The sequence below is a fragment of the Haloarcula rubripromontorii genome, from assembly GCF_001280425.1.
In the GTDB taxonomy this organism is placed as follows: Archaea; Halobacteriota; Halobacteria; order Halobacteriales; family Haloarculaceae; genus Haloarcula; species Haloarcula rubripromontorii.
The window spans coordinates 707,024-731,810 of record NZ_LIUF01000001.1 but is presented as its reverse complement, the minus strand read 5'-3'; the positions used below and the strand labels follow the sequence as shown (position 1 = coordinate 731,810).

At 65.8% G+C, this 24,787-nt stretch carries 31 protein-coding genes; 14 read left to right on the top strand and 17 right to left on the bottom strand.

Features of this window, described 5'->3' with window-relative positions:
- The first annotated feature begins 92 nt into the window (after nucleotides 1-92).
- On the top strand, nucleotides 93-1,859 hold the full coding sequence (locus tag AMS69_RS03780; protein ID WP_053966751.1) for a nitrite/sulfite reductase: 1,767 nt from the start codon (nucleotides 93-95) through the stop codon (nucleotides 1,857-1,859).
- 262 nt (nucleotides 1,860-2,121) lie between these two features.
- On the opposite strand, the gene AMS69_RS03775 is transcribed toward AMS69_RS03780, so the two are convergent.
- From AMS69_RS03775 to hemB, 10 genes are all read right to left on the bottom strand, one after another.
- The gene (locus AMS69_RS03775) at nucleotides 2,122-3,477 is read right to left on the bottom strand and encodes a substrate-binding protein (RefSeq protein WP_053966750.1); all 1,356 of its coding nucleotides are present in this window, start codon (nucleotides 3,475-3,477) and stop codon (nucleotides 2,122-2,124) included.
- A gap of 172 nt (nucleotides 3,478-3,649) precedes the next feature.
- On the bottom strand, nucleotides 3,650-4,294 hold the full coding sequence (locus tag AMS69_RS03770; protein ID WP_053966749.1) for a chemotaxis protein CheC: 645 nt from the start codon (nucleotides 4,292-4,294) through the stop codon (nucleotides 3,650-3,652).
- A 207-nt stretch (nucleotides 4,295-4,501) separates the two neighbouring features.
- The gene (lrp, locus tag AMS69_RS03765; protein WP_053966748.1) at nucleotides 4,502-4,960 is read right to left on the bottom strand and encodes an HTH-type transcriptional regulator Lrp; all 459 of its coding nucleotides are present in this window, start codon (nucleotides 4,958-4,960) and stop codon (nucleotides 4,502-4,504) included.
- 9 nt (nucleotides 4,961-4,969) lie between these two features.
- Entirely contained in the window at nucleotides 4,970-5,335 is a 366-nt protein-coding gene (locus AMS69_RS03760) for a P-II family nitrogen regulator (RefSeq protein WP_004517663.1), read from the bottom strand.
- Entirely contained in the window at nucleotides 5,328-6,656 is a 1,329-nt protein-coding gene (locus tag AMS69_RS03755; protein WP_053966747.1) for an ammonium transporter, read from the bottom strand. Before AMS69_RS03755 ends, AMS69_RS03760 begins: the two co-directional genes overlap by 8 nt.
- A 339-nt stretch (nucleotides 6,657-6,995) precedes the next feature.
- A complete protein-coding gene (locus tag AMS69_RS03750; RefSeq protein ID WP_053966746.1) occupies nucleotides 6,996-7,478 on the bottom strand; it encodes a DUF7519 family protein in 483 nt (160 codons plus the stop codon).
- Nucleotides 7,475-8,731: a DUF58 domain-containing protein gene (locus AMS69_RS03745; RefSeq protein WP_053966745.1), complete on the bottom strand. Its 1,257-nt coding sequence runs from the start codon at nucleotides 8,729-8,731 to the stop codon at nucleotides 7,475-7,477. The genes AMS69_RS03750 and AMS69_RS03745 overlap by 4 nt, the downstream gene beginning before the upstream one ends.
- A complete protein-coding gene (locus tag AMS69_RS03740; RefSeq protein WP_053966744.1) occupies nucleotides 8,728-9,255 on the bottom strand; it encodes a DUF7269 family protein in 528 nt (175 codons plus the stop codon). The genes AMS69_RS03745 and AMS69_RS03740 overlap by 4 nt, the downstream gene beginning before the upstream one ends.
- On the bottom strand, nucleotides 9,252-9,947 hold the full coding sequence (locus tag AMS69_RS03735) for a DUF4129 domain-containing protein (RefSeq protein WP_053966743.1): 696 nt from the start codon (nucleotides 9,945-9,947) through the stop codon (nucleotides 9,252-9,254). Before AMS69_RS03735 ends, AMS69_RS03740 begins: the two co-directional genes overlap by 4 nt.
- Before the next feature lie 96 nt (nucleotides 9,948-10,043).
- On the bottom strand, nucleotides 10,044-11,024 hold the full coding sequence (gene hemB / locus AMS69_RS03730) for a porphobilinogen synthase (RefSeq protein ID WP_053966742.1): 981 nt from the start codon (nucleotides 11,022-11,024) through the stop codon (nucleotides 10,044-10,046).
- 25 nt (nucleotides 11,025-11,049) lie between these two features.
- On the opposite strand from hemB, the gene AMS69_RS21020 reads away from it, so the two are divergent.
- Nucleotides 11,050-11,175 (top strand): hypothetical protein, encoded by a 126-nt coding sequence (locus AMS69_RS21020; protein ID WP_255518348.1) that lies wholly within the window; start codon nucleotides 11,050-11,052, stop codon nucleotides 11,173-11,175.
- Nucleotides 11,165-11,866, top strand: a complete 702-nt coding sequence (locus tag AMS69_RS03725) for a hypothetical protein (protein ID WP_053966741.1) — start codon at nucleotides 11,165-11,167, stop codon at nucleotides 11,864-11,866. The genes AMS69_RS21020 and AMS69_RS03725 overlap by 11 nt, the downstream gene beginning before the upstream one ends.
- A gap of 6 nt (nucleotides 11,867-11,872) precedes the next feature.
- Here AMS69_RS03725 and AMS69_RS03720 read toward each other — a convergent pair whose 3' ends face one another.
- The gene (locus AMS69_RS03720; protein WP_053966740.1) at nucleotides 11,873-12,610 is read right to left on the bottom strand and encodes a competence/damage-inducible protein A; all 738 of its coding nucleotides are present in this window, start codon (nucleotides 12,608-12,610) and stop codon (nucleotides 11,873-11,875) included.
- 179 nt (nucleotides 12,611-12,789) lie between these two features.
- Here AMS69_RS03720 and AMS69_RS20490 point away from each other — a divergent pair, with 179 nt between their 5' ends.
- Both AMS69_RS20490 and AMS69_RS03715 read left to right on the top strand, forming a co-directional pair.
- Entirely contained in the window at nucleotides 12,790-12,927 is a 138-nt protein-coding gene (locus AMS69_RS20490; RefSeq protein WP_170082678.1) for a hypothetical protein, read from the top strand.
- A 68-nt stretch (nucleotides 12,928-12,995) separates the two neighbouring features.
- Nucleotides 12,996-13,745 (top strand): potassium channel family protein, encoded by a 750-nt coding sequence (locus tag AMS69_RS03715; protein WP_053966739.1) that lies wholly within the window; start codon nucleotides 12,996-12,998, stop codon nucleotides 13,743-13,745.
- Between the two features lie 22 nt (nucleotides 13,746-13,767).
- Here AMS69_RS03715 and AMS69_RS03710 read toward each other — a convergent pair whose 3' ends face one another.
- Nucleotides 13,768-15,858 carry a (Fe-S)-binding protein gene (locus AMS69_RS03710; RefSeq protein WP_053966738.1) on the bottom strand — a complete coding sequence of 697 codons (2,091 nt, stop codon included), beginning with the start codon at nucleotides 15,856-15,858 and terminating at the stop codon, nucleotides 13,768-13,770.
- A 144-nt stretch (nucleotides 15,859-16,002) separates the two neighbouring features.
- Here AMS69_RS03710 and AMS69_RS03705 point away from each other — a divergent pair, with 144 nt between their 5' ends.
- Both AMS69_RS03705 and AMS69_RS03700 read left to right on the top strand, forming a co-directional pair.
- Nucleotides 16,003-16,623 (top strand): hypothetical protein, encoded by a 621-nt coding sequence (locus tag AMS69_RS03705; protein WP_053966737.1) that lies wholly within the window; start codon nucleotides 16,003-16,005, stop codon nucleotides 16,621-16,623.
- Nucleotides 16,624-16,739: 116 nt separating this feature from the next.
- Nucleotides 16,740-17,402 (top strand): CRISPR-associated protein Cas4, encoded by a 663-nt coding sequence (locus AMS69_RS03700; RefSeq protein WP_053966736.1) that lies wholly within the window; start codon nucleotides 16,740-16,742, stop codon nucleotides 17,400-17,402.
- A gap of 30 nt (nucleotides 17,403-17,432) precedes the next feature.
- On the opposite strand, the gene AMS69_RS03695 is transcribed toward AMS69_RS03700, so the two are convergent.
- From AMS69_RS03695 to AMS69_RS03685, 3 genes are read right to left on the bottom strand one after another with little or no spacing between them, the layout of a single operon-like run.
- Nucleotides 17,433-18,017, bottom strand: coding sequence for an L-threonylcarbamoyladenylate synthase (locus AMS69_RS03695; RefSeq protein ID WP_053966735.1), 585 nt, complete (start codon nucleotides 18,015-18,017; stop codon nucleotides 17,433-17,435).
- A gap of 2 nt (nucleotides 18,018-18,019) precedes the next feature.
- Nucleotides 18,020-18,529: a redoxin domain-containing protein gene (locus AMS69_RS03690; protein ID WP_053966734.1), complete on the bottom strand. Its 510-nt coding sequence runs from the start codon at nucleotides 18,527-18,529 to the stop codon at nucleotides 18,020-18,022.
- Nucleotides 18,529-18,807, bottom strand: a complete 279-nt coding sequence (locus tag AMS69_RS03685) for a glutathione S-transferase N-terminal domain-containing protein (RefSeq protein ID WP_053966733.1) — start codon at nucleotides 18,805-18,807, stop codon at nucleotides 18,529-18,531. Before AMS69_RS03685 ends, AMS69_RS03690 begins: the two co-directional genes overlap by 1 nt.
- 98 nt (nucleotides 18,808-18,905) lie before the next feature.
- On the opposite strand from AMS69_RS03685, the gene AMS69_RS03680 reads away from it, so the two are divergent.
- Both AMS69_RS03680 and AMS69_RS03675 read left to right on the top strand, forming a co-directional pair.
- A complete protein-coding gene (locus tag AMS69_RS03680) occupies nucleotides 18,906-20,291 on the top strand; it encodes a hemolysin family protein (protein ID WP_053966732.1) in 1,386 nt (461 codons plus the stop codon).
- 50 nt (nucleotides 20,292-20,341) lie between these two features.
- Nucleotides 20,342-20,713 carry a cupin domain-containing protein gene (locus AMS69_RS03675; RefSeq protein WP_053966731.1) on the top strand — a complete coding sequence of 124 codons (372 nt, stop codon included), beginning with the start codon at nucleotides 20,342-20,344 and terminating at the stop codon, nucleotides 20,711-20,713.
- 28 nt (nucleotides 20,714-20,741) lie between these two features.
- On the opposite strand, the gene AMS69_RS03670 is transcribed toward AMS69_RS03675, so the two are convergent.
- Entirely contained in the window at nucleotides 20,742-20,954 is a 213-nt protein-coding gene (locus AMS69_RS03670; RefSeq protein WP_053966730.1) for a hypothetical protein, read from the bottom strand.
- 59 nt (nucleotides 20,955-21,013) lie between these two features.
- On the opposite strand from AMS69_RS03670, the gene AMS69_RS03665 reads away from it, so the two are divergent.
- The 3 genes from AMS69_RS03665 to AMS69_RS03655 all read left to right on the top strand — a co-directional run bounded on the left by AMS69_RS03665 (nucleotide 21,014) and on the right by AMS69_RS03655 (nucleotide 22,079).
- On the top strand, nucleotides 21,014-21,328 hold the full coding sequence (locus AMS69_RS03665) for a hypothetical protein (RefSeq protein ID WP_053966729.1): 315 nt from the start codon (nucleotides 21,014-21,016) through the stop codon (nucleotides 21,326-21,328).
- A gap of 30 nt (nucleotides 21,329-21,358) precedes the next feature.
- Nucleotides 21,359-21,772, top strand: coding sequence for an SRPBCC family protein (locus AMS69_RS03660; protein WP_053966728.1), 414 nt, complete (start codon nucleotides 21,359-21,361; stop codon nucleotides 21,770-21,772).
- Between the two features lie 100 nt (nucleotides 21,773-21,872).
- The gene (locus tag AMS69_RS03655; protein ID WP_053966727.1) at nucleotides 21,873-22,079 is read left to right on the top strand and encodes a hypothetical protein; all 207 of its coding nucleotides are present in this window, start codon (nucleotides 21,873-21,875) and stop codon (nucleotides 22,077-22,079) included.
- Here the strand turns inward: AMS69_RS03655 and AMS69_RS03650 are convergent.
- Nucleotides 22,076-23,350 (bottom strand): CobW family GTP-binding protein, encoded by a 1,275-nt coding sequence (locus AMS69_RS03650; protein WP_053966726.1) that lies wholly within the window; start codon nucleotides 23,348-23,350, stop codon nucleotides 22,076-22,078. The two genes, AMS69_RS03655 and AMS69_RS03650, sit on opposite strands and share 4 nt — an antisense overlap.
- Nucleotides 23,351-23,495: 145 nt before the next feature.
- Here AMS69_RS03650 and AMS69_RS03645 point away from each other — a divergent pair, with 145 nt between their 5' ends.
- Both AMS69_RS03645 and AMS69_RS03640 read left to right on the top strand, forming a co-directional pair.
- On the top strand, nucleotides 23,496-23,792 hold the full coding sequence (locus AMS69_RS03645; RefSeq protein ID WP_004959670.1) for a hypothetical protein: 297 nt from the start codon (nucleotides 23,496-23,498) through the stop codon (nucleotides 23,790-23,792).
- Nucleotides 23,792-24,766 (top strand): ArsA family ATPase, encoded by a 975-nt coding sequence (locus AMS69_RS03640; RefSeq protein WP_053966725.1) that lies wholly within the window; start codon nucleotides 23,792-23,794, stop codon nucleotides 24,764-24,766. The genes AMS69_RS03645 and AMS69_RS03640 overlap by 1 nt, the downstream gene beginning before the upstream one ends.
- Nucleotides 24,767-24,787: the final 21 nt, after the last annotated feature.

Here is a 24,787-nt window from a genome sequence, read left to right as displayed (position 1 = left end):
CCAAATAAAATATTGAGGCGTAAATTAGCGTACATTCGAGCATATATGAGTGATAAAATAGTACGAACTTTCGAAACGGGGAGTCGATAACGATGGCACACAAGAAAGAGGAGTACAAGGCGGAGCTGTACGGCGACGAGGTCCGGGAGAAGCTAGAGGAGTTCGCCGAGCGGGGCTGGGAGTCGATACCCGAGGACGAACGCGAGAAGTGGTTCTCGCGGTTCAAGTTCTGGGGCGTGTTCCACCACCGCGGCGGCCAGGAGTCGTATTTCATGATGCGGCTGACCAACTGCGGCGGCATCCTGGAACCGGACCAGCTCCGGGCCATCGGCGAGGTCGCCCGCGACTACGCGAAGGGGCCGGCCGAGAACCCCGAGTTCGGGAACGGCTGGATAGACTTCACGACCCGCCAGTCCATCCAACTGCACTGGCTCAAGCTCGAGGACATCCCCGAGATATGGGAGAAACTCGAAGCCGTCGGCGTCTCCTCGCGCTCGGCGGGCGGGGACACGATGCGGAACATCTCCGGCTGTCCGGTCGCCGGCAAGGCCGAGGAGTTCGTCGAGTCCCGCCCGATTCTCGACGAGATTCAGGAGACCATCCGCGACGACAACGACCTGTCCAACATGCCCCGGAAGTTCAACATCTCGGTGACGGGGTGCAAGCAGGGGTGTGCGCAGGACAGCATCAACGACATCGGGCTTGAGCCGGCCCACAAGTTCGTCGACGGCGAAGAGGTCGAGGGGTTCAACGTCCGCGTCGGCGGCGGCCTCGGCGGCCGCGAGCCCCGCGAGGCCCGCCCGCTCGACCTGTTCGTCCGGCCCGAACACGCCGTCGAGACGGTCCGGGCCTTCGTCGAGTACTACCACGAGGAAGGCAATCGAACGAACCGGTCGAAGAACCGCGCACGCTTTTTCGTCGACGAGCACGGCACCGACGCCATCCGCGAGGCACTCGACGAACGGCTGGACTTCGCGTTCGAGACCGCCGGCACGGACTTCCGCGGGGAGTACACGTACAACGCCGGCAAGCCCACCGAGTACGGTGCCCACGACCACGTCGGCGTCTACGACCAGACCGACGGCAAGAACTACGTCGGACTTTCCGTGCCCGTCGGCCGACTCTCCGCCGAGGACGCCATCGAACTGGCGGACCTCGCGGACGCCTACGGCTCCGGCGAGGTGCGGCTGACCCGCCGGCAGAACCCGCTCATCATGGACGTGCCCGACGACAAGCTCTCGAACCTGCTCAACGAGTCGCTGCTGGACAAGCACTCGCCCGAGCCCAACCCTTTCGTTCAGGGCGCGATGGCCTGTACCGGGACGGAGTTCTGCTCGCTGGCGCTGACCGAGACGAAGGCGCGGATGGCGCGCCTGCTCCGCTGGCTCGGCGACAACGTCGACGTGCCCGACGACGTGGACCGCATCAAGATGCACTTCTCGGGCTGTACGGCCGACTGCGGGCAGGCGATGACGGCCGATATCGGCTTACAGGGAATGCGCGCCCGCAAGGACGGCGAGATGGTCGAAGCCGTCGACGTGGGCGTCGGCGGCGGCATCGGCGCGGAGCCGACGTTCATCGAGTGGGTCCGCCAGCGCGTCCCCGCGGACGAGGTGCCGGGCATGATCGCCAACATTGTCGAGGCCTACGCCGCGCTGCGCTCGGAGGGCCAGACCTTCCGCGAGTGGGTCGACGCCACCGGCCACGAGACCATCGTGGAACTGGCCGAACCCCACGAGGTCGAGGGGTACACCGACCCCTGTCTGGCCGACGGCAAGCAGTCGTGGTACCCCTTCGACGACGGCGACAGCCCAGCCCCGACCGACGCCGAGGGCCAGCCCATCTCGGCGGACGACTGACCATGGCTGAGACAGACTGTCCGACCGACCACGCTGGTGACGAGCCGTCGGAATCCGCGGCCGAGGGGGTGGCATACGACGCCGCACCGGAGCTACTGGAGTAACGCGGCCCCGGCTCCGAACAGCCGGATGTGCCGACGTGACCTGCCCGTTGCAGGGCGCGTCCGTCTGCCTCTGACAGCCGGGGACTGCTTGTGTCCAGTCCCCTCTCGGTTCTCCGCTTGCCGTGTTTTTCGGTGCGCAGTAACGTCACGCTCCGGCTCTAGTCCCCGTAGTCGCCGAGTTCGCACTCGGCGGCCGGGCCGCCGTCACAGTCGTACCCGACCGCTTTCGTGACGCTGAGCAGGTCATAGAATCGACCGAGGGACTGCTCGGACTCTGGCAGTCCCTCGACCACCGGGACGCCACGCTGGGCCTGATGGTCACAGCTCCGCATCGTCTGGCTGCCCAGCCCGACCGAGTATTCGTGGTCTTCCAGCTCTCGAATAACCGCCGGCGGATAGAACGTGCCGGCCCGCTCGACGGCTGCGGCGAACTGGAGCGTCTGTGCGTAGGCCAGATGGGCCACGCCGGAGGGCCGCTGTGCGTTCCCGTACTCCGCGGTGAAGGCGTTCTTGAACGCATTGGAGAGGGCAGACGAGACGCTGGTGTCCCACGCGACCGTCCCGACGACACCATCGAGTGCCGTCGAGGCGTTCTGTGCCACGATACGGTTGTACAGCGGCACCACAATCCCCACCTCGTCAGGGAGTATCTCCTGAGCCGTTGTCAGCGAGTTCGCGGCGTCGAGTCCGTAGTGGTCGAGGAAGACGACCTCCGCGCCGGCGTCCCGGGCCTGTTTGAGCGGTTCCTCGTAGTCTGTCGTTCCGAGGCGCGTTGGGATGCTCGTGAGTTCGACCCAGCCACTCGACGTGAAGAAGTCACGAATCGACGACTCCATCGTTTGCCCCCAGTTGTAGTCCGCGTAGATCTGGACGTACTCGGCGTCTCGGCCGAACCGTTCTTTGAGCGCCGGAATCAGCGCCTGTGCGGTCATGTACGCGTTGAACATCTCTCGGAAGCTGTAGCGGACACAGTCGCTCCCCGTCGTGTCGTTCGAATGCGTCAGACAGCACATATACGGGACTTTCCGGGCCTGTGCGACCTTCTGCTGAGCGATGGCGACGGAACTGGACGAGCCGCCGGAGAACATGATGACGTCGTCTTGCTCGATCATCTCCTCGGGGTTAGTCGTCGCGACATCCGGTTTCGTCTCCGTGTCTGCCGTGACGTACTCGACGGTCTTTCCGAGCACGCCGTCGCCGCTGAGTACGTCAAAGGAGCGTTGCCCGACCCAGCCGCCGCCCTCGTTGAGATGGGCGACAGCGAGTTCGTACCCCCGCAGTTCGTCGCGTCCTTCGGCGGCGTAGGTCCCGGACTGTGGGACGTTGAAGCCGAACGTGACCGTGTCCCCTTCGACCGGATAGTTCCCAAGCGGTGGGTGCTCTGGTGTGTTTTCGGCTCTCGAACCCCCGCCCTGGCATCCCGCCAGCCCGGCGAGCCCCGCAGCACCGACCCCACCGGCGAACTGTAGTAGCGACCGCCTATCAACCGCTGCGCCCCCACTTTCCAATCGCATACCAGCTGTTTTGATGATAAATATATATAATACTTATTTCAGTAGAAAAGAGTGACCAATTAGCATAGGCCCGACTGGTCTCAGGTGGTACCGGACTGATAACCGTCGTACCAGCGGTTACAGCAACGATAGAGACGAAATGCAACGGGGAAGCAGAGACAGCGTGTCGCTGTCAGTCAAGAATGTCGCTGGCTTCGGTGTCTACCGCGACGTCGGTGTCGAGATCGATATCCTGAATCAGCGCGACGAGGTCCTCCAGTTCGGGGAACGTGTACACGGTCATCCCGAGGTCACCGTCGTCGACGGTGATACGCGAGTCGACGACAAACACCAGGTCGGAGTCCGGCCAGCCGCCCATCTTATCGATGATGCCGTCGGCCGGTCCGAACACAAAGTTCGGTGTCCCCATGTCTATGGTCGTCTCCAGCACGTTCGCCCACCCGTCGATGAACGCGGAGGTCATGATGTTGCCGATCTCCTGCATCGCCGACCGTTCCATGTCGGAGAACCCCTCCCCCTCGCTTGGCTCACCCATTCCACCCATCATCGCGCCGGCCATCCGCTTGCTATCGGCCGGTTCGAGCAGAAACAGGACGTAGCCGTAGGGCGGTTCGTTCAGTTCGACGTAGATGCCGACGCCCTTGTCGTCGCCGATGTGTGTTTTGACGTCCTCGATGTCGAGAAAATTGATCTGTGAGGTCCGAACTGTCGCGTCGAGGCCAGTCAACTGGCCGAGGTTCTCCGCGACTGTCCCGGACCCCTCCTTTGCCATCTGATTGAAAAGGTCCAGCTTCCGCACGTCGACTTTCAAGCCCATATCTTCTGGAGCGGCGCGAGCGGCTTAACGCCACCGCTGGGAGCCACACTCACCAGCGGATGGGATCTGACCGCCATCTGTTGCCGGTTCCACAGGGTACGAGCCAAGAAATTCAGTCACCACGTAGTCACGACAGACACATCCCGTTGCGCCTCATGGCGTGTCTCTCCGTCCCGAACTGGCAGCGAAAACCGGACCGCCGGCGCCTCAGACGTCAGCTCCGTCGACCGGGAACTGCTCGTGTTCACACACTGTGTTCAGTACGACTGATGTCGAGGCGGATCGGATGTCCTCGTCGGTCAGCAGCGTCTTTATCCGCTCGTTCATCGACTGCGTATCGGTGAACTTCCCGACGGCCACGATGTCGTGGTCGCCGGTCACTTCGTAAACCGCAACCATCTCGCGTCGATCACGTAACTGGTCCACCACCCGTCCGAGCCCGTCGCCCTCGACGGAGAGCTGGAACACGGCGGTCACGTCGTAGCCCAGCGCCCCGTAATCGATGTCGACGGTGTATTCGTCGATCACACCGGTCGACTCCAGGTCGTCCATCCGGCGCGATACCGTGGTCGCCGCGATACCGGTTGCGGCGGCGACATCACGGGCGCTCGCACGGCCGTCCTGAAGCAGTGCGTTCACTACCTGTCTGTCGGTATCATCGACCATTTCGTCCGCTCAGACTGCCTCTGGGCCTTCTTTGCCGGTTCGGACCTGATAGGCGTTGTCCACGGGGAGGACGAATATCTTGCCGTCACCTTTCTCGCCAGTGTGGGCACCGTCGGCGATAGCGTCGACGACATCCTCTGCGGGGATGTCTGCGACCACTGTCTCGACTTTGACCTTCTGGTGGAGGTCGACGACGTACTCCTCGCCGCGCCACTGGCCCTTCTTGGCGGGCTGTGAGCCGCGGCCGGAGACGTTCGTCACTGTCAGCGAGGGCGCGCCGACCTCGGCGAGTGCCTTCTTTACGTCGCCGAGTTTGTCTGGTCGAACCATTGCGACTACCATCTTGATTTCGGAGTCGTCAGTTTCGTCAGTCATCTTTGGAACCTCCGTCAGTACGCACGCTCGGACTCACTTTACCACCATCGGCGACAACACTTTCGCCGCCACCGAACTCGGGGTAGGTCTCGACGCCGTGCTCGCTGACGTCCAGCCCTTCCTGCTCGTGTTCGGGCGTAACGCGTGCCTGGCCGGCCGCCTTGAGGCCGTACCAGATGAGGCCGGTGGTCACAATCGTCCAGCCGGCGATGACGGCGACACCAACCACCTGCACGGCGAGGGCGCTACCGATAGAGCCAACGGTGCCGGAGGTTGCGACAAGTGGGTACATAATCGTGCCCAGCACACCGGCACTGCCGTGGACCGGGAACACAGCGCACACGTCGTCAATCTTCATGCGGTTTTCCATGAAGCTGAACACAATCGGAAGCTGACCGCCAGCGAGGACGCCGACGATGAGGGCACCCCACCAGGTCGTGGTGTCGGGGATTGCCGTGATACCGACCAGTCCGGCGAGCAGCCCGTTTGCGACGTACAGCGTGTCGACCTTGCCGGTCTTCAGCCACGCGACCAGTGCGGCACCGATTGCGCCCATCGCCATCGCGACGGTCGTCGTCATCGCGACGCGGCCAACCGTTGCGAAGGCACCGAGCGCGAGTGCGCCGTCTTCAACGACGAAGACACTCGCTGCAGTCCCGACGTTGAACCCGTACCAGCCGAAGGCGAGGATGAGCGTCCCCAGCACGGCGAAGGTCATCGAGTGGCCCGGAATGACGTTCGCGGAGCCGTCCTCGTTGTACCGGCCCATGCGCGGACCGAGTACGTAGGCGGCCGTGAGGCCGGCGATGCCGCCCATGCCGTGGACGATCATCCCGCCGGCGAAGTCCTTGAACACCACGCCGCCGAGGCTGATGTGGGATCCGGCCCACGTGAGCCCGGTCACGACGGGATAGATGACTGCGGCCAGCAGGAACGTGTACGTGATGTACGCACGGAGCTTGGCTCGGCCGGCCACTGCCCCGGAGACGATGGTTGCCGCCGTCATCGCGAAGACAGCACCGAACAGCCACCCGACGTAGTCGTTCGCGGCCTCAGCCCCGAACGCCGGCGCGAAGGACCCGGACCCGACGAGTGACGAGATGCCGGATCCGATGAGGAAGAACACGACGACGCCGACCGACCAGGTCAGGAGATTCTTCGTTAGCTGGTTCGCGACGTTCTTCGAGCGCACTTGGCCCGCCTCAAGCATGGCGAAGCCTGCGTGCATGAAGAAGATCAGGAACGATACTGTAAGGACCCACAGAAGGTTGACACCTTCTGCGAGCACGTTCGGGTCGACCTGTAGTGCAGTGTAGCTCATTTCTAGTTCACCTGTTTCGTTTTGTTATCGACTGCCGTCTGCATGTCCAACTTTCCCCCATTCTGGCTCAACTTCTTCAACTCTTTCACGAGAAAGGCTCTGGTAACAACACTACATAAGGTTTGCCTTTATGAATGCGGAAATTAGAGGGGATGTGGTAGACGACCGTCCAGATTATGGTATGATATTATGGATATAAGGTTGTTCTCCGTAAAGAAAGTCCGTATATGTATACTGGAATTTTGGACGTTTGTCGAGCCCAGTTCCGGCCACAGGGGGCCAAATAGGCCGTTTTTGCTTGCGCGCGCTCTCAGTCATCCGTACACACTGCTCGACCGGTCATCGCCTGAGCGCCGCGGTCAGTGCGATTGCGCCCAGCACGACGCTTGCCAGCGCCAGCGGCGACAGCGGCGGCACGTCGAGCTGAAAGAGCAGCGTCGTCACCACGACGCTCCCCCCGACAACCCCTGTCGTTCCCGCGACGTGGGTGAGTTCGACGGGCGTCCCGGGGGCTGTCCCGAGGTCTGCATAGAGGTCGATTGCCGCGTGTGCGAACGTCCAGGCCAGCACCGTCGCGCCGCCTGCGACCAGCACCGTCGTCGTCGTTGCTCCCTGCAGGGCGGCCGCCAACAATGCAAGGAACAGCGACGCGCTGGCGAGGTCGATCAGCCGCCCAGACTGAATCAGCTGTCCGCCGGCGAGCAGCACCGCGCCAACGAGGGCAGCAGCGGTCGAGACCGCAGTGATGCCGGCGACGAATAGCGTCACAACTCCCGCCGCCAGTGCTGCACCCCCACAGACGACGCCAGTTCGGTACGTCATCGGCCACCTCGCCAGGCCCGTTCAGTGACCTGTGCCAGCGGTTCGCCTGCGGGCCAGTCGTGGACTGAAATTCCGGCCGCTCGCAACCGTCGGAGCCGTTCGCGGCGTTCGAGTCGGGCTAGCCGGTGGCCCGCGGTATCCGTCGCGGTCGGGTCGGGGCTCAGGACCGTCACCGGGTGACCGCTGGCGGCGAGTCGGCGGACTAGCGCCTCGCTGTCGTCGTCACATAGTGGGCCGAGGAAGACGACGTTCGCCGCTGTCGGCAACTGCGCGATGAGCTTCGTCGTATCCGGTGTTCGGGTGACCGATGTCGCGGCGAACGCGCGGTCGGTCCTGAGCAGGGTCCGGGCCTGTTGCTGGTGGGCAGCGCTCGTGCCCGGTGCGAGCCACGCGCCATGTGGTGAGTACGCCGCGACGCCGACCTCGTGGCCGTCCTCCGGGAGCCCCTCGACGAGGGCGACGGCGGCCATCGTCGACCGCTCGATAGCCGTCTCGGCGTCCGGCCGCGGGGCCAGCGCGGCGGCCGACCTGGCGTCGACGACGACCACGACCGTCGCCGACTGTTCGCGGCGGAACTCGACGGTCCGCAGGTCGCCGGTGCGGGCGTACTGGTTCCAGTCGACGCGCGAAAGGGGGTCGTTCGAGCGGTGCTCCCTGACTGCGTAGAAGGAGACTCCTTCGCCGCCCTCGTCGACGGGCACCGTCCCGGGCCGGCGGGCCACTGCGGGGACCAGCGGCAACAGCGCCGAACTGGTCGGCTGTTCCCACGTGACGGTGTCGGGTTCGGCCGTGACGGACGTTCGCCGGGCGACGACGCCGACAACGTCCCTGACGACGACCGTTGCCGGGTCGAACACGCAGCGGTCGGTTCCGCCGGTAATCTCGTAGGTGATCGTCGTCGACGCGCCGGGGCGCAGCGCCGCCCCCAGCGACGCCGACCCTTCGACAACGCGGACAGAATCCGGGACGCCGTCGGCGAGCCGGAGGTCCGGAATCGTCCGCGACCCGTCGTTGCGGACCGTGAGCGCGACGGTCACCCGCTCACCCAGCGCCGGCTCAGTCGGTGTGATGGACCGCTGTATCGACACGTCCGCGGCAGGCGGGACGGCGACGCGGTCGTACGCGCTCAGCGTGACGCCGAGCCCGCCCAGCAACACGAGCGCAGGGACCTGTCCCACCAGCCCGACACCGACAGCGACCAGTGCGGCCCCGGCCAGCCCGAACCAGCGTCCGGTCCGTTGCGTCTCGCTCATTGCTCCTCGTCCCGCCGCCGGAGTTCGGCCGTCGCGTAGGCGACACGCCGCTGGAACGGGCGGATACCCGAGAGCCACCCGGACAGCCGCGCACGGAGTGAAATTGGCGTGCCGTCGAACAACTCCCGGGCCGGCTCCCTGTCCGTCCACGCGCCAGACCGGAGCGCAGCCGTTGCCTCGTCGGGCGAGAGCCCGTCGCGCTGGAGGACGGTGACTGCGACTCCCTCGACGCGCTGCCGGATGGCTTCTTGTCCGGCCCCAGAACCAAGTGCCTCGTCAATATCGTCGCCGGGGACTGTGACGTACTGGCTGTCAGTGTCCGGCAGCGCCATCCCGCGTTCGCTGTCGAGGGAGCGAACGAGGAGCGCCAGCAGTGCGACACCGCCAGCGAAAACGGCCGCAGCGAGGATCGGGAGGTCCGAGACAGCGCCGGCGGGCAACAGCGGCGCGCCGAGAGCGGCGAGACCGATGCCGATGGCCGTCGCGACGAGGCCGAGCGCGAGCGGGACCCGGCGCAGCGTCACGGCTCGGCCCCCGCTCCGGACTCGTCGCCGATGTCGTCGGGATTCGCCGCGATATTGTCCGTGTCGTCGGTCGCCCGTTCCAGCGCCTCGCGGGCCTGCGATTCCAGATCCCCATCCGGCTGGTCCCGGCCGTAGCGAACCCGCTCGAACACCGACCGGAGCGAGGCGACGGCGTCGGGGTCGGCACCGGCTCCCGTTGCTGCTGTCTCAATGTCCTGTGGCGTCGAAGAACTGCGGTCCGGGGCGACGGCGTTCTCGAGTGCGGCCCACGCGCGGTACACGTCGTTGGTGAGCGGGACCTCGATTTCAGCCGCGCTATGTGCGGGGCTTCTCGCGGACTCCGTCGTTGCGACAGCCGGCGTCTCGCCGCCCGCCTCATCAATTGTCCGGCTCTGGCTAGCGAGCCGCCAGAGCACCGCGAGTCCGACCGCGAGGCCGACGGCGAGCGCCCCGACTGCTGGGGCGGGGACACTCGGCAACAGTGCGCGGGCACCGCCATCGCTTTCGGGCGGGTCGATGCTACCCGGTGGGTCGCTGAGGCCCTGTCCGTCGGGGTTGTCGATCTCGCTGTCGTCCCGGGTCATCTCCGCCTGATCGGACCCGGTGGCAGCGTCGAGGCTCGCGGCCCCGACGCTGAACGACAGCAGCGCAATCGCGGCGACAACCGCCACGAGGAGGGACTGTCGCTGCATACAGCCACTCCGCTCCTGTCGCATGAATAGGTTGGGGACCTGTGGCTTGTCGTGGGTCTCGCACGGGTGGGGTCGGACAGGCGGAAAGCAACCGAGCTAGAGTTCGTCTGCGAGGTCCTCAGCGAAGTAGGTGAGAATCAGGTCCGCGCCGGCGCGTTTGATGGATAGCAGCGACTCGTAGGCGACCGCTTCGAGGTCGAGCCAGCCCTTCTCGGCGGCGGCGTGTAACATCGCGTACTCGCCGGAGACGTTGTAGGCGGCGACGGGGTGGTCGTAGGAGTCTCGGACCTCCTTGACGATGTCCAGATACGGCAGCGCGGGCTTGACCATCAGCACGTCCGCGCCCTGCTCGACGTCGAGGGCGACCTCGCGCCGGGCCTCGCGTGCGTTCGCGGGGTCCATCTGGTAGTGCCGCCGGTCGCCGAAGGCCGGCGCGCCGTCGGCGGCGTCACGGAACGGCCCGTAGAAGGCCGACTCGTACTTCGCGGCGTAGCTCATGATGGGAACGTCGGTGTCGCCTTGGGCGTCCAGCGCCTCCCGGATTGCGCCGACCATGCCGTCGATCATGCCCGACGGCGCGACCATGTCGGCCCCGGCCGCGGCGTGGCTCGCGGCGATTTTCCCAAGCAGGTCAAGCGTCTCGTCGTTGCGCACCGTCAGCCGGGGGTCCTCGGCGGCGGCGTCTTCGAGGACGCCGCAATGGCCGTGGTCGGTGTACTCACAGAGGCATACGTCGGTGATGACGTAGGCGTCGGTTTCGCTTGTAATCTGGCGGGTCGCCTCCTGCACGACGCCGTCCTCGGCCCAGGCGCGGCTCCCGCGTTCGTCTTTCGACTCCGGGACGCCGAACAGCATCACGGCTTCGACGCCGGTCTCGCGGACCTCCTCGACGCGGTCGACCGCATCATCGATAGGGACCCGTTCGTGGCCCGGCATCGTCTCGATAGGGACCCGTTCGTCAGTCGTCGCGTCGACGAACACTGGGGCGATGAGGTCAGATGCCGAGAGGTCCGTCTCGCGCACCAGCGGGCGCACGCCGTCGGTCCGCAGGCGGCGCGGGCGCTGTGTCAGGTTCATACCGGGCTCTCCGGCCGTCCGCGGCATGAACCCACCGCTTGCGGCGGCGACTGCGCCCTCGGCGACGGGACGCGGGGGCCGTGTGACACGCTCCCGGCCGGACACGAGATTTATGCCGACGCCGCCGTCACACCTGACCGATGCCCTCTGAGGACAGTGACTCGCTGACCGAACAGATGCACGACTTCCTCGACGGCCTCGGATTCGCGGACCTGACACCAGACTACCGCGAGGAGCGCGAGGCCGCCAACGACGCCATCGACGCCGCCTTCGACCCGCTGCCCGAGGAACTCGCTGAGGACCCGGACCTCGCCGAGGTCAACAAGGTCAACGTCCACGACGACGGCGACGACATCCTCGTCCCCGTGGTTACCTTCCTGTTCGAGGACGCCGGCGAACCGGACCGCGACGCCGTCTGGTCGTTTGTCGGCCGGGCGCTGGAGGCGGTGCGGGAGCCGTTCGCCGACTGCCACGTCCGCCACTACGACCTCCAGTTCGCGTACGCCCACGAAGAGGAGGACGCGGTCATCTACTGCCGCATCGCGGTCCACCCCCCGCTCGTCGAGCGATACCTGACCGACCCCGGATTCGACCTCGATGCCCTCCGAGCGGCCGTCACCGAGGCGGATAACGGCGACGACGAAATCCCGCCGGTCGACTGGACGCCCTTCGACGCCGAATCGATGGGGACGGGCGCGTACAGCGGCGGGCAGGCGGCCATTGCGGCCCACTGTGCCGGGGCGAGCGCGGGCGCGGCTGCCGCGTGCGCTGGCGCTGCGGCCGGCGGGGCTGCAGGTGCCGGCGGGGCCGCAGGCTGTGGCGGTGCGGGCGGCGGGATGTAGGCCCGCTCACCCGCCGTCGGCAGTCTCGATTCGCTCGCGGAGCCACGCCGCCGCGTCGGCGACGGCCGCCGGGTCGTCGCCCGTGACTTTCACCCGTCCCGGCGCGTCGTCTTTGCGCGGATAGCTCCCGACGGCCACGTCGAACTGTTCGCGGGCTTCGGTAACACGGCCGACCAACGCGCCCTCGGGCGCGGGCGTGTGAATCGTCTCCGTCGTCCGGTCGCCGTCGAACTCGTCGGCAACGGTCTCGTACATCGCCTTCAGTTCCTCGGGGATACCCGGGAACACGTACACGCCGTCGATGACACAGCCAGCGGCGAAGCTCTCGTCGGTCAGCAGCGGCTGGCCGCCCTCGGGGACTGCCGCCCACGCGTCGAGGTCGAGGTCCATGTCGTAGCGGTCCACCATCTCGGGGTTGTCCTCGGCGAAGCGCTCGGCCTTCGCTTCGAGGTGTGCCCGCACGTCGTCGGGAACGACGAGTACGCGGCCGAACGCCCGTGCCACGCCCGCCTTCGTCACGTCGTCGGGTGTCCCGCCGATGCCGCCGGTGACGATGACCGCGTCGAAGCCGTCGTGATATCGCGCCACAGCCTCGGCGATGACCGCCTCGTTGTCGGGCACAGTCAGGACTCGGGTGACGCTCGCGCCGGCAGCCGTGAGCTGGCGGCCCAGCCACGACGCGTTCGTGTTCTCCGTGTCGCCAGCGAGCAGTTCGTCACCGACAGTGACCAGTGCGACCTCCATTATCTCGCTGTGGGTGTCTGGCGGCGTTAAGCGTTTGGCTGGCAAGTAGCGATAGAGTGGGTAGCTGACCCGACCGCCAGTCCCGAATCTGAACACATATTAATGGTATATTATGTCATTAGTTTTCGTCTAGCCATATTCCGGCAACATACATATGCAAGCTCTCCTGACCACGGTGTATGGTACTTGTCACCAATTGTGCTGATTGTGTCAAACGGGTCTACCCGGACCGGAGCCGTGCGCCGAGTACGGACCGCGGCGACGCCGCACCCGTCGAGGAGCCACGCACACCCCCCGCCGAGACACTGACAGACTGAACTCGGCGGCGAACCACGGCAGCGCCGGTTTCGGCGGCGCTGTGTCGCGACCTTCGATAGCTACAGCAATGGAACGCAGCGACAGCAGTACAGACACGGACCGGTCGTTGCTTCGGCAACTCTCGAAACCGGTTCTCGCGTTCGTCGGGCTGGTCGTCGCCGGCGTGGTCGGTTTCGTCACGCTGGGCGGCGTCGGCGTCGTCAACGCACTGTTCTGGCTGCTCGACCCCACGAGCATCGAACTCCACTTTCAGAGCCACGACGGGCCTGCGAGGCTGGTCAAAGGCTACGCCATCGTCGTACTGACTGGTCTCGTCGTCGCCGGGCTGTGGACTGGCGAGACAGCGCTGTCGGCGGCCTTCGGCGGCCAGGTTCAGACGGAACTCACACGTATGCAAATCGCACAGCGAATCGAGGATCTGAACGACCACGTCGTCGTCTGTGGATACGGGACGTTCGGACAGACCGTTGCGGCACAGATCGGCGATACGGACACCCGAGTGGTCGTCATCGAACAGCAGGCGGAACAGTACGAACAGGCGCTTGATGACGGCCATCTCGCGCTGGAGGCTGACGCGAGCCGCGAGGACGCACTGACAGATGCGGGCGTCAAGCGAGCCGACACCGTCATCGGTGCAATCGATGACACGAACGCAAATATTCAGATTGCGGTGCTGGCCAGCCAGCTCGCGCCCACTGTCCAGCTCATCGTTCGGGCCGGCGACCAGCAGGACGAGACCGTGGCCCGCCGCGTCGGAGCGGACGAGGTAATAATCCCCGAGGTCGTGAGCGGGAAACAGGTCTGTGAGCGGCTGTGAACCGCGTACTCCGACCGGATAGCTATGCTCGGGTGCCAGTGTCGACGGCCTCCGCCAGCAGTTCTGTCACGCCGACGATCTCGATGTCGTCCTCGTAGCCGCCGGTTTTGCGCCCGTCCTCGTACATCGTCATGCACATCGGGCAGGCGACGACGAACTTCTCGACGGCCGCGCCCGCCTCGGTGTCTTCGAGGGCCTCGCGCAGGCGTTCCTCGCTGGGTTTGCTTTCTTCTTCGAGGTCCATCCAGAGGCCGCCGCCACCGCCGCCACAGCAGAAGGAGTCGTCCCTGTTGCGGGGCATCTCGTGGAGATCGGCCCCGGTTGCGCGGATGAGGTCCCGCGGCGCTTCGAACTCGCCGTTGTACCGCCCGAGGTGGCAGGGGTCGTGGTAGGTGACGGTGTAGTCGAGTTCGGTCCCGGAAAGGTCGAGCGCGCCAGCACTGGCGAGGTCTGCGACGACCTGCGTGTAGTGGAACACGTCGTCCTCGCCCCACTCACAGGCCTCGAACTCGGGGTACTCGTTCATGAATGTGTTGTAGGCGTGGGGGTCCGTCGTGACGATAGACTCGAACTCACAGTCCAGCATCGCCTCGGCGTTGTCTTCGACGAGCATCTCGTAGAGGCCCTCCTCGCCGACGCGGCGCACGTCGTTGCCGTCGGTCTGTTCGGCCTCGTAGAGGATGCCGTAGTCGACGCCGGCCGCCTCGAAGACGCGGGCCAGCGCGCGTGCTATTTTCTGGTTGCGCTCGTCGTAGCTGGGGTAATCGCCGACGTACCAGAGGTACTCCACCGGTTCGTCGCGAGCGTCTGGCACCTCGAAGTCGAGGTCCTCGGTCCAGTCCGGCCGGGCGCGCTCGGGGTCGCCGAAGGTGTTGCCGTGCTGGAACACGTTCATCATCGCGTCCTGTACGTGTTCGTCCATCTCGCCGGCCTCGGTCAGCCGGCGGTTCATCTCGGTGAACTGGGTGACGTGCTCGATGTCGACCGGACAGGCGTCCATGCAGGCCATACAGGACATGCAGGACTCCATCGTGTGGGCGTCGATGACCGAGGTGCCGCCGTCGGCGACGATGGGTACGTCCTCACCACCGGCGTCGCGCTCCTCACGGTAGCGTTTCAGGTCGAGGATGACGTTGCGCGGGTCCAGCGGCCGACCGGACGCCTTGGCCGGACAGACCGAGGAACATCGCCCACATTTGGTGCAGGCGTCGTGGTCGAGCAACTGCTTCCAGGAGAAGTCGTCGATGTCGCTGGGGCCGATTTCGTCTGGACTCGCGTCGCTCGGCACGCCGGGCAGTCGCACCCCGGCCTTCTCGTCGCGCGCGACGAGGTTGGCAAACGACGAGAGCATGTGGAACGGCTTCGCGTAGGGGATCCAGGCGACGAACCACAGCGCGACGAGGGAGTGGCTCCACCAGACAAAGGGGTACGCGCCCGCTGCCATCTCCGGTGTCATCCCGGCCATGACGAGTACTTCCTTGACCGACCAGCCGACGAAGCTCACCGTCTCGAAGGAGACATCTCGAACGGTCGAGGTCCCGAGAATCCGGACACCCTCAGTGAGGTAGCCGCCGACGCCAAGCACGAACAGCGCGCCGAGAAACAGGTCGTCCTCGCGGGACGTGTGGCGGTCGTGGAGGCGGTCGAGCTTGCGGCCGTAACGCCGCCACAGCGCGACGCCGACGCCGACGACGAACAGTAGCCCCATGGCATCCATGACGAACGAATAAGAGAGATAGAACTGGCCGACAAAGAAGGACTCACCGGTCAGCGGCCGGTAGAGGTCCATGTCGATACCCAGAATTGTCGTCCCGATGAGTAGCGTCAGAAAGCCCCAGACGATGAACGCGTGCATCACGCCAGCGACGGTGTCGCGGTCCAGCTGCTTCCGATTTGACAGCGCCAACTGCGCCGCTGCAACCGTCCGCTGGGGCAGGTCATCCAGTCGCTCGAAGGGGTCCTCGCTGCCCTGCGCATAGCGGGTGACGCGATTGTACACACCGTACAGAAAGACGATGATGGCGAGCGCTGCCAGATAGTAGAACAGCGCTTTCCCCACGTCGCCGATACGCCAGAACGTCGGGCGCGTGGTTGTTTGGATTATTGATGACATACGGTAACACCCGATTTGTGTCCGCTTAAATCTTGCCACGACCCCGTCGCAGTCCTGCGAGAATTAGAGACCTGTTGAAAGTTTCCTCACGTCACGTTGCACATCCGACAGATATATGACTCCCGAGAAGTAGTTTCATGTTCGATGGACGAGAAGACCGAAGAACTCCGTGACATCTTCATGGACGTCTCCGACGAGGGGGCTGTGACGGAGTCTCAGGAAGCGTCGAGAGGGTCCCTGGCCGATACTGACGAGGCCGGTGTCGCGGACCGACTCGGTGACGTCATCGCGCGGATGCGCGAGCAGTACGAGTTCCGAACCGAACTCGCCGACGAGGCCCTGGTGACAGTGGTCCGACTGTTCTACGAGGGGAGCGACGACGCGACTATCGCGGCCGAGATCGGCGCGGACGAGTCCGACGTGGTCGCGGCACGACTGGACCTGCATCTCCTCCGCGAGGAGGACACAGAGGCACCGTTTGACCTGCCCGCGTTCCGCCGTCGCGTCGCCGACGACGACCCCTCGGTCGCCGAACTCGCGGCCGAGTTCGATATCGACGAGTCCCGGGCCGCCCACTACCGGCGCGTCGTTGCCGCACAGGACGCCGCCCGCCGTGTCTCTCACCGGTTCCAGAGCGAGTTCGAGGACGTGCTGACCGACGCCGGGCTGTCGACACAGCACGCCGCCGCCCTCCGCGAGGACGGCCTCGACGAGGCCACCGAGGACATCGATTCACTCGATTCCGGCGCTGACGTGTCGATGTGACCCGCTGCTATCTTCTGTAGGTGCTCCTGTTGCGGTAGGCTGCCTCACTGTGCCGCTGTTTGAACGCCCAGCGGTGCGCCGAACCTTCTTGTGGGAGCACACGACCACGCACCCCCATGCCGACCCACACGTTCAGGGAACTGGAAACGGCCGCCTACTGCCCACGGAAGCTCTACTACCGCCGCCGCGACGGCGCGAGCGAGATTCCCGACGAAATCGAGTCAATCCGCCGGCTCGCCCGGGAGTACGAGCGGCTGCTAACTGACGATGCTACCCTGCTGGCAGCCCCCATCGAAGTGGGACCGGACGAGTATCGCGACCGGCTTCGAGGGCTTCGAGAGCGGTTGGCTGACTGGGACGCGCTGGTTGCCCCGACAGCGACCGACGCGTATCTCGAAGGGAAGGACGCCCGCGGGATCGCACACAAGGTCGTCACTGGGCAGGACGGCCCCGCGCCGTCGCTCGTGTTCGCCGGTCGGCCGCCCGAAGACGGTGTCTGGGAGCCACAGACCGTGCGGCTTGTCGCCGCCGCGAAGGCGCTCGCCTGGGAGCGCGAACGCGACATCGACACCGCCTACGCGGAGTATCCGGCGTACGGCGTGATTCGACGCATCGAGGTGAACGCGCGGCGAGCCGGGGTCTACCGCCGGGCAATCAGAACTGCCGACAGCATCGACGGCCCGCCGGGGCGGGTGCGAAACGACGCCAAATGCGAGCCCTGTGAGTTCAGCGACGACTGCGGGGTGAAGACGCGGTCGCTACGGTCGATGCTACGATAAGACGAGTCGTCGCTTCGATACCGCGGCGTGTCACACCCGGTCATCGAGCCACGACTCGACAGCGTCGGCGCGTGCGCCGCGGCGATGAATCGTCCCGCTGTCGACGTTTACGACCGTCGACCCGGTCCCGCCGTCGGTCTCGCCGGCGTCGAGTACGACGGCAGCACGCTCGCGGATAGCGTCGAGGTCGCCGACGGTGCGGGCGCTCGGGGTCCCGGAAATATTGGCGCTCGTTGCCGTGAGTGGCCCGGTTTCGGCGAGGAGTTCGAGCGCGAGGTCGTGGTCGGGGATGCGGACCCCGACGCGGTCCCGGCCGGCGACCAGCACGTCCGGAACCGTGTCGCGGCGTTCGACCACGACAGTGACCGGGCCGGGGAGGAACTCGCGCATGAACGCCAGCTCACGCTCACTCAGGTCGGTGTACTCGCGTGCGGACTCGATGTCGGGGACGGCCATCGACACCGGCTTGTCGCGCTCGCGGCCCTTCGCCTCGAACAGCCGTTCGACAGCAGCAGCGTCGAGGGCGTCTGCGCCGAGACCGTACACTGTCTCTGTGGGATAGATGACAAGCTCTCCGTCGCGAACCGCTGCCGCGGCGTCGTCGACTGTCGTCATCGTCAGAGCTGGGCTTCGACGTCGTCGTAGTCCGGGAAGTCGGGCCAGTTCTCGGCCACCCACGCGTACTCGACGGTCCGGTCGCTATCGAGGACGAACACGGACGGGCGCGGCTCCTCGATACCGGCCATTCCGTCGAGGTCCATGTCGATACCGTACTGCTGTGCGACGCCGTTTGCTGGGTCCGAGAACAGCCGGTAGTCCCCCTCTATTTCCCGCTCTTCGAGCAACTGCTTGTGCTCGTAGGGCGTCGAGATGGAGACGCCGACGACGGTGGCCTGCTCGTGCCACGCGCGGTCGCGGATCTCGTTCCAGATGTACGTCGCCGGGAACGCCCCGTCCATCGCGTGGAACACGAGCACGACCCGGTCGCTGTCGGCACACACCGACGCGAGCGATTCGTCTTCCCAGAACTCGTCGTTGACGAGCGGGCGTGTGAAATCCGGCGCGGTGTCGCCTGCTTCGGGGTGGTCGACCGGGTCGAGGTCGACGACGTCGAAGTCGAGGTCCATCAGGCCACACCTCCCGCGGTCTCCTCGCCCTCGCCGTATGTTCGCTCCAGATACGCCACGATGTTCGCGCTCTCGGACATCGTGACCCCGGTGTTCTCGTCGACGATAGCGGGCACGGTCCGCTTGCCGGACAGCCGCTTGACTACGTCACGGTCGGAGTGCATCGGCTCGACGAACCGCGACTGGTAGTCGAGACCGTATTCGTGCAGCTTCCGGACGACGCGCTCGCAGAACGGGCACGCCTGCAACCGGTACAGTGTGATGTCGGACTCGGTCATACTCTGTGGGACGGTACGCGTGAAAGCCGGGTAAGGGCTTCGCTGGCGACCCCTTCATGACAAGCCTTAATCCCTGCCCATTACAACTTCGACCGTTGATGGCCCTGGATCCACCTGCGCCGTTTGAGCTGTCTACAGCGATGTTGCAGGCTATCGAATACGCCGGCGTCACGATACCCCAAACCGTGGTGCTAGTCGGTGGCACCGCCGTTATCGTCTTCCTCATCATCTTGTCGGCGTTCTTCTCGTCTTCGGAGATCGCTATGTTCTCGCTGCCCGCACACCGGACAGAGGCCCTCGTTGAGGACGGCGTCCCGGGCGCGAGGACGCTCAAGCAACTCAAGGCGGACCCGCACCGCCTGCTCGTGACGATTCTCGTCGGGAACAACCTCGTCAACATCGCGATGTCTTCCATCGCGACCGGGCTGCTGGCACTCTATCTCTCTCAGGGGCAAGCTGTCGCGGTCGCGACGTTCGGTATCACCGCTATCGTGCTGCTGTTCGGCGAGAGCGCGCCAAAGAGCTACGCGGTCGAGAACACAGAATCGTGGGCGCTGCGCATCTCCAAGCCGCTCAAGGCCGCCGAGAAGGTGCTGCTCCCGCTCATTCTGTTGTTCGACTACCTCACTCGCGTCGTCAACAAAATCACTGGGGGCCGCTCCGCAATCGAGACCTCCTATGTCACCCGCGAAGAGATACAGGACATCATCGAGACGGGTGAGCGCGAGGGCGTCCTCGACGAGGACGAACGGGAGATGCTCCAGCGCACGCTCCGGTTCAACGATACCATCGCCAAAGAGGTGATGACGCCGCGATTGGACATGACCGCCGTCGCCAAGGAGGCCTCCGTCGAGGAAGCGCTGGAGACCTGTATCCAGAGCGGCCACGCCCGCATCCCCGTCTACGAGGGAAGTCTGGACAACGTCATCGGCGTCATCCACATCCGTGACCTCGTTCGGGACCTCAACTACGGCGAGGCGCTGGCCCGCGACATGGAACTCGAGGACCTCATCGAGCCGACGCTGCACGTCCCCGAATCGAAGAACGTCGACGACCTGCTGACCGAGATGCGGGCCGAGCGCCTGCACATGGTCATCGTCATCGACGAGTTCGGGACAACCGAGGGACTGGTGACGATGGAGGACCTGACCGAAGAGATCGTCGGCGAGATACTCGAAGGCGAGGAGGAAGAGCCAATCGAGTACGTCGACGACGACACCGTGACGGTCAAAGGCGAGGTCAACATCGAGGAGGTCAACGAGGCGCTGGACTTAGACCTCCCGGAGGGCGAGGAGTTCGAGACCATCGCCGGCTTCATCTTCAACCGGGCGGGCCGACTGGTCGAGGAGGGCGAGACCATCACCTACGATGGCGTCGAGATCCGCGTCGAACAGGTCGAGAACACGCGCATCATGAAAGCTCGCGTCGTCCGCCTCGAAACCGACGCGACGGAGCCGGTCGACGCCGAGGAAGCCTCGGACTGAGACCTCGCGGTAGCAGTCGTTTTACGTCGGTCGACATCGATAGGGATGACATGGGATATCATCATCTCGCGGTCGACGACATCGAACCGACACCGGACCGACCCAGCGTCCAGCGTTCTCTCAGCGACGCGGCCGGCTTGGAAAACGCCGCGGTAAATCGTTACGAGGTCGCCCCCGGCGAGGACATCCCGCTCGCGTACCACTACCACGACGACCAGGAGGAACTGTTTTACGTCCTCTCGGGAACGCTCGCCGTCGAGACGCCCGAAGGGACATACGAGGTCGACGAAGACGAAGCCTTTGTCGTTGAACCGGACAGTCCCCAGCGGGCGCACAACCCTGAATCGGCGACTGAGCCCGTACGGACACTCGTCGTCGGCGCGCCTGCGGTGGACGACGTCCATCCCTACGAGCAGGAGTGAGCCGCGCTCGCGGTCGCTTCGCCGGCTGTTACTGGACTGTGATGGCGTAGGTCAGCGCGAACAGCAGTATCGCGCCGGTCGCGACGTTGATGGCCGTCAGTTGCGCCGCGCCGATGACGCTCAACCCCCAGACGATAGTGGCCGCAAACGCCGTCGAGAGCACGACGTTCATCGCGATGAGTACCCGCGGGTCGCCCTGTGACCCGCTCGCCCCTTCCTCGAACCCGTTCGCGTCGCTCATGCCCACGAAGACGGACGGGACGCCCCTTAGCTCTTTGGCAGGCGGTCCCAACGTAGCGTATGCCCGCTCGTAACCGCGACGGGGACCCGGTCGACCCGGTCCCGTTTCTCGTCTGCACCGCGATGGCGGTGTTGCTGCTGTTTTCGGTCGGCCCGCTGTACGGCCTCGCCTACGGGCTCCCGGTGTGGGCCGGGCTGGCGGTTGCGACAGCCGGGACCGTCGTCGTCGCCGCCGTCGCGTACCACCGGCTCGTGTGGACCGCGCCGCCGCCCTGGGTACGGATAGCCCCGGAACTCCGGTTTCAGCGCCTGCTCTACATCGGCGTCGCCGTCGCCGTCCTGTTGCTCGCCGTCTCCGTCCCGCTGGCCCTGTGATTTACCACCCCGGTGCGCATGTGGACTGGTATGCGCGAGGTCGAACGCTCTCGGTTCGTGATGGCGCGGCCGCCGGCTGTCCACCGGACCCTCTCCCCGGAGGCAGTCGTCGCGGCGGAGGGGACGTTCACGGTGTCGGCCGTCGAGGAGACCGACACGGGGACAGTGGTCACCGCGGCCGGCCCGGGGATGTCGGTCCCGCTTCGCTTCGAATCAAGGGACGACGGGCTCCGGTACACTGTAGAGGGTGAGGTCGGCCCGTTCGACCACCTGGAGACCGAACTCACGGTCACGCCGGAGGAGAACGGCTCCCGTCTCACGATGCGTTCGACCGTCTCGCTGAACCTGCCCCTTCCCTTCGCCGACCGCATCGCCGCCTGGAAGCGCGGCAACGAACTGGAGCGGGCCCTTGACGAACTGGCGGCCGACGTGCCCGGGGGCTGAACCGGCCGCCAGCGCCACCCGCCGGCCCGTTCGTCGCTGTCCGTGAGACGACTGCGCACAACCACGGCACGTTTAGTAGCTACAACCTACATATACGACCATGAGCATCCTCGACAGCGTCAAGGACGCACTCACGTCAGAGTCGGAGACGAAGTCCCGCCCCGACGACGGCTCGAAGGGCGCGTACTGGTGTGACGACTGCGGCGTTCGCATCAGAGACGTCGACCTGGAGGGCGAGGCGGTCTGTCCGGACTGCGGCGAGGAGATGCGCTTCGAGCGCGCGGCCGGCCGCGACTGTGCCTGCTAGGGGCTCCGAATCACCGTCTCCTCACCCTGTTCCGACGGGAACGGACCCGTCGGCGACCCGCCGTCCGTCCACTCCTCGTCCGTGACCAGCGCGTCGTCGAGCGCCGCCCGGATGGCGTCCTCGTCGTACTCCGTCCCGATGAACACCAGTTCCGTCCGGCGGTCGCCGTGCTCGTCGTGCCAGTCTAGGTTCGGCCGGTTCGAGCGGTACATGTCCTGCTCGACTTCGGGGAGGCTCGCAATCCAGGGCCCCTGGGCCTCCGCCCGTATCGACGGGCCGGCCTGCCCGACGACGACGCGGCAGTCGGTGCCCGCCAGCCAGACGGTCCCCTTCGAGCGGACGACGCTCGCCGGCAGGTCCCGCAGCGCCTCGGCGAGCCGCTCGGGGTGGAACGGCCGGCGGCGGCGGTAGGTGAAGGAGGTGACGCCGTACACATCCTCGGGGTGGTGGTGGTCGTGGTGGCCGGTGTCGTCCACATCGCCCTCGCCATCGTGGCCGTCCCCGCCGTGGCTGTGCCCGGCCTCGGCCAGCGCTCGCTTCCAGCCCGGCAGGTCGTTGATTTCGTGCTGGTCGAACAGCCCGCGGTCGAACAGCCGGTCGGGGTCGACCTGTGAGAAGGTCGTGCGGACCGTCTCGGCGTCGGGCTGGAGCGCCCGCACCAGCTCCTCGGCCTCGTCGAGTTCCGCGTCGGAACAGAGGTCCGCCTTGTTCAACAGGACGACGTTCGAGAGTTCGACCTGTTCGACCATCAAATCCGAGAGCGGGCGGTCGGCGTCGGCGGCCGCCGCGTCGTCGCCGTCCTCGTCGGCGCTCGCCTCTACGGCCCCTCGGCGCTCGGGCGTCTCGCCGGCGAAGGCGTCGAGGAACAGCCTGGTGTCCAGCACCGTCACGAGCGTGTCGACCCGGTAGAGTGCGGCCACTCGCGACTCGGTGGTAAACAGCCGCGCCACAGGAGCCGGCTCGGAGATGCCGGAGGACTCGACGACGAGCGCGTCGAAGTCCCGGTCGTTCGCCAGCCGGACGACCGCGGTTTCGAGGTCGTCCTGCAGTTCACAGCAGATACAGCCGTTCGACAGCTCCGCGACGCCGTCGTCCACGTCCAGTTCTGACCCCTCCGCGATGAGTTCGGCGTCGACGTTGACCGTCCCCATGTCGTTGACGAGGACGGCGATATCGCGGTCGCCGGCTTCTGTCAGCAGGTGGTTCAGCAGCGTCGTCTTCCCGGCCCCGAGGCTCCCCGAGAGAATCGTGACGGGAATGGTGTCGTGCATACCCTCCGTTGTGGGCCGGCTCCCTTCAAGTCGCGCCTCGTTTCCGGTGGCCGAACACGACCGCTGTCCCGCTCCGGCGCGTTGGCACTATCGACGGGTAACTGCGACAGCTTTTACTCTGTGCCTCTCGCACACATGACCCACGATGGAACTGGCCGACCGAATTGAGCGCTTTCGCCGGACGTTGCGGGAGTGGGCGCGCGGACTGTACCACGGCATGATAACGCACCCGGCCTACGAAAAAATCGAGAAGGAGGCCGAAGACATCGAGGACGCGTTTATGTTGGCCTGTTTCCCCGACGCCTTCGGCATCCCGTCGCCGGTGTCGTACTACACCGCCGAACTGCTGCCCTACCTCGAAGATACCTTCGAGGCCTGGGAGCGGCGGCTGTGGGACCGCGGGTCGTACATCGAACGCAAGGGCCAGCAGTACCACTTCTGATGGAGCCGTTCGTCTTCTTCGGCGGCAAGGGCGGGGTCGGCAAGACCACCGTCTCCTGTGCCTACGGCGTCAAGTCCGCGCGGGCGGGGCTGGACACGCTGGTGGTCTCGACGGACCCGGCTCACTCCGTCACCGACGTGTTCGACCAGTCGTTCAGCGACGATCCGGAACCCGTCGAGGGTATCGACGGCCTCGACGCGATGGAGATAGACCCCGAGACCGAGAGCCAGCGCCACCTCGACAGCATCCGCAACGACCTCTCGGAGCAGGTGTCGGCGGCGATGGTCAACGAGATAAACCAGCAGCTGGAGATGGCCCACCAGACCCCCGGAGCCTACGAGTCGGCGCTGTTCGACCGCTTCGTCGACGTGATGCGCAACGCCGACCCGTACGACCGGGTGGTCTTCGACACCTCGCCGACCGGTAGCACGCTCCGCTTGCTCGGCCTGCCGGAGTTCCTCGAAGGGTGGATAGACCGCCTGATGCACAAACGCGAGAAGAGCATCGACCTCTTCGAGAAGGCCGCCATCGGAAACAACGAGCCCCGGCGCGTGATGGACGGGGACCCGGTGCTGGCCCGCCTGCAGGACCGCAAGGAGTTCTTCGAGTTCGCCGGCGGCGCGCTCCAGGCCGACGCCGCCTTCTTCCTCGTGCTCAACCCTGACCAACTCTCGGTCAACGAGACGCGACGCGCCATCGACGAGATGCGGGAGCGGGACCTCTCGGTCCGGGGCCTCGTCGCGAACAAGCTCACGCCCGAGCCGGACCCCGACGAGAACGGCCGCGGGGCCCGGTATCTCCGGGACCGCGTCGCCACCGAGAACGAGCGGCTCCGCGAGGTCCGCGAGACGCTCGCCCCGCCGCTGGTCGCGGAAATTACGACCCGCACGGCGGAGGTGAAAGGCGACCTGCTCGAAGACGTCGCCGCCGAACTCGACGTCGAGACGAACGCCGAAGCGCCGACGTTCGTCTGAGCGATCGGCCGCCGCTCGTGT

Coding starts and splice junctions, on each gene's coding strand:
- hemB (WP_053966742.1), bottom strand. CDS start 11,024: ATGAACCTGACACAGCGCCCGCGCCGCCTGCGGACCGACGGCGTGCGC.
- AMS69_RS03780 (WP_053966751.1), top strand. CDS start 93: ATGGCACACAAGAAAGAGGAGTACAAGGCGGAGCTGTACGGCGACGAG.
- AMS69_RS03755 (WP_053966747.1), bottom strand. CDS start 6,656: ATGAGCTACACTGCACTACAGGTCGACCCGAACGTGCTCGCAGAAGGT.
- AMS69_RS03720 (WP_053966740.1), bottom strand. CDS start 12,610: ATGGAGGTCGCACTGGTCACTGTCGGTGACGAACTGCTCGCTGGCGAC.
- AMS69_RS03695 (WP_053966735.1), bottom strand. CDS start 18,017: ATGACGACAGTCGACGACGCCGCGGCAGCGGTTCGCGACGGAGAGCTT.
- AMS69_RS03775 (WP_053966750.1), bottom strand. CDS start 3,477: ATGCGATTGGAAAGTGGGGGCGCAGCGGTTGATAGGCGGTCGCTACTA.
- AMS69_RS03750 (WP_053966746.1), bottom strand. CDS start 7,478: ATGACGTACCGAACTGGCGTCGTCTGTGGGGGTGCAGCACTGGCGGCG.
- AMS69_RS03655 (WP_053966727.1), top strand. CDS start 21,873: ATGAGCATCCTCGACAGCGTCAAGGACGCACTCACGTCAGAGTCGGAG.
- AMS69_RS03660 (WP_053966728.1), top strand. CDS start 21,359: ATGCGCGAGGTCGAACGCTCTCGGTTCGTGATGGCGCGGCCGCCGGCT.
- AMS69_RS20490 (WP_170082678.1), top strand. CDS start 12,790: ATGGTACTTGTCACCAATTGTGCTGATTGTGTCAAACGGGTCTACCCG.
- AMS69_RS03770 (WP_053966749.1), bottom strand. CDS start 4,294: ATGGGCTTGAAAGTCGACGTGCGGAAGCTGGACCTTTTCAATCAGATG.
- AMS69_RS03680 (WP_053966732.1), top strand. CDS start 18,906: ATGGCCCTGGATCCACCTGCGCCGTTTGAGCTGTCTACAGCGATGTTG.
- AMS69_RS03670 (WP_053966730.1), bottom strand. CDS start 20,954: ATGAGCGACGCGAACGGGTTCGAGGAAGGGGCGAGCGGGTCACAGGGC.
- AMS69_RS03735 (WP_053966743.1), bottom strand. CDS start 9,947: ATGCAGCGACAGTCCCTCCTCGTGGCGGTTGTCGCCGCGATTGCGCTG.
- AMS69_RS03705 (WP_053966737.1), top strand. CDS start 16,003: ATGGACGAGAAGACCGAAGAACTCCGTGACATCTTCATGGACGTCTCC.
- AMS69_RS03700 (WP_053966736.1), top strand. CDS start 16,740: ATGCCGACCCACACGTTCAGGGAACTGGAAACGGCCGCCTACTGCCCA.
- AMS69_RS03760 (WP_004517663.1), bottom strand. CDS start 5,335: ATGACTGACGAAACTGACGACTCCGAAATCAAGATGGTAGTCGCAATG.
- AMS69_RS03690 (WP_053966734.1), bottom strand. CDS start 18,529: ATGGACCTCGACTTCGACGTCGTCGACCTCGACCCGGTCGACCACCCC.
- lrp (WP_053966748.1), bottom strand. CDS start 4,960: ATGGTCGATGATACCGACAGACAGGTAGTGAACGCACTGCTTCAGGAC.
- AMS69_RS03715 (WP_053966739.1), top strand. CDS start 12,996: ATGGAACGCAGCGACAGCAGTACAGACACGGACCGGTCGTTGCTTCGG.
- AMS69_RS03725 (WP_053966741.1), top strand. CDS start 11,165: ATGCCCTCTGAGGACAGTGACTCGCTGACCGAACAGATGCACGACTTC.
- AMS69_RS03650 (WP_053966726.1), bottom strand. CDS start 23,350: ATGCACGACACCATTCCCGTCACGATTCTCTCGGGGAGCCTCGGGGCC.
- AMS69_RS03675 (WP_053966731.1), top strand. CDS start 20,342: ATGGGATATCATCATCTCGCGGTCGACGACATCGAACCGACACCGGAC.
- AMS69_RS03685 (WP_053966733.1), bottom strand. CDS start 18,807: ATGACCGAGTCCGACATCACACTGTACCGGTTGCAGGCGTGCCCGTTC.
- AMS69_RS03665 (WP_053966729.1), top strand. CDS start 21,014: ATGCCCGCTCGTAACCGCGACGGGGACCCGGTCGACCCGGTCCCGTTT.
- AMS69_RS03645 (WP_004959670.1), top strand. CDS start 23,496: ATGGAACTGGCCGACCGAATTGAGCGCTTTCGCCGGACGTTGCGGGAG.
- AMS69_RS03745 (WP_053966745.1), bottom strand. CDS start 8,731: ATGAGCGAGACGCAACGGACCGGACGCTGGTTCGGGCTGGCCGGGGCC.
- AMS69_RS03640 (WP_053966725.1), top strand. CDS start 23,792: ATGGAGCCGTTCGTCTTCTTCGGCGGCAAGGGCGGGGTCGGCAAGACC.
- AMS69_RS21020 (WP_255518348.1), top strand. CDS start 11,050: ATGAACCCACCGCTTGCGGCGGCGACTGCGCCCTCGGCGACGGGACGC.
- AMS69_RS03710 (WP_053966738.1), bottom strand. CDS start 15,858: ATGTCATCAATAATCCAAACAACCACGCGCCCGACGTTCTGGCGTATC.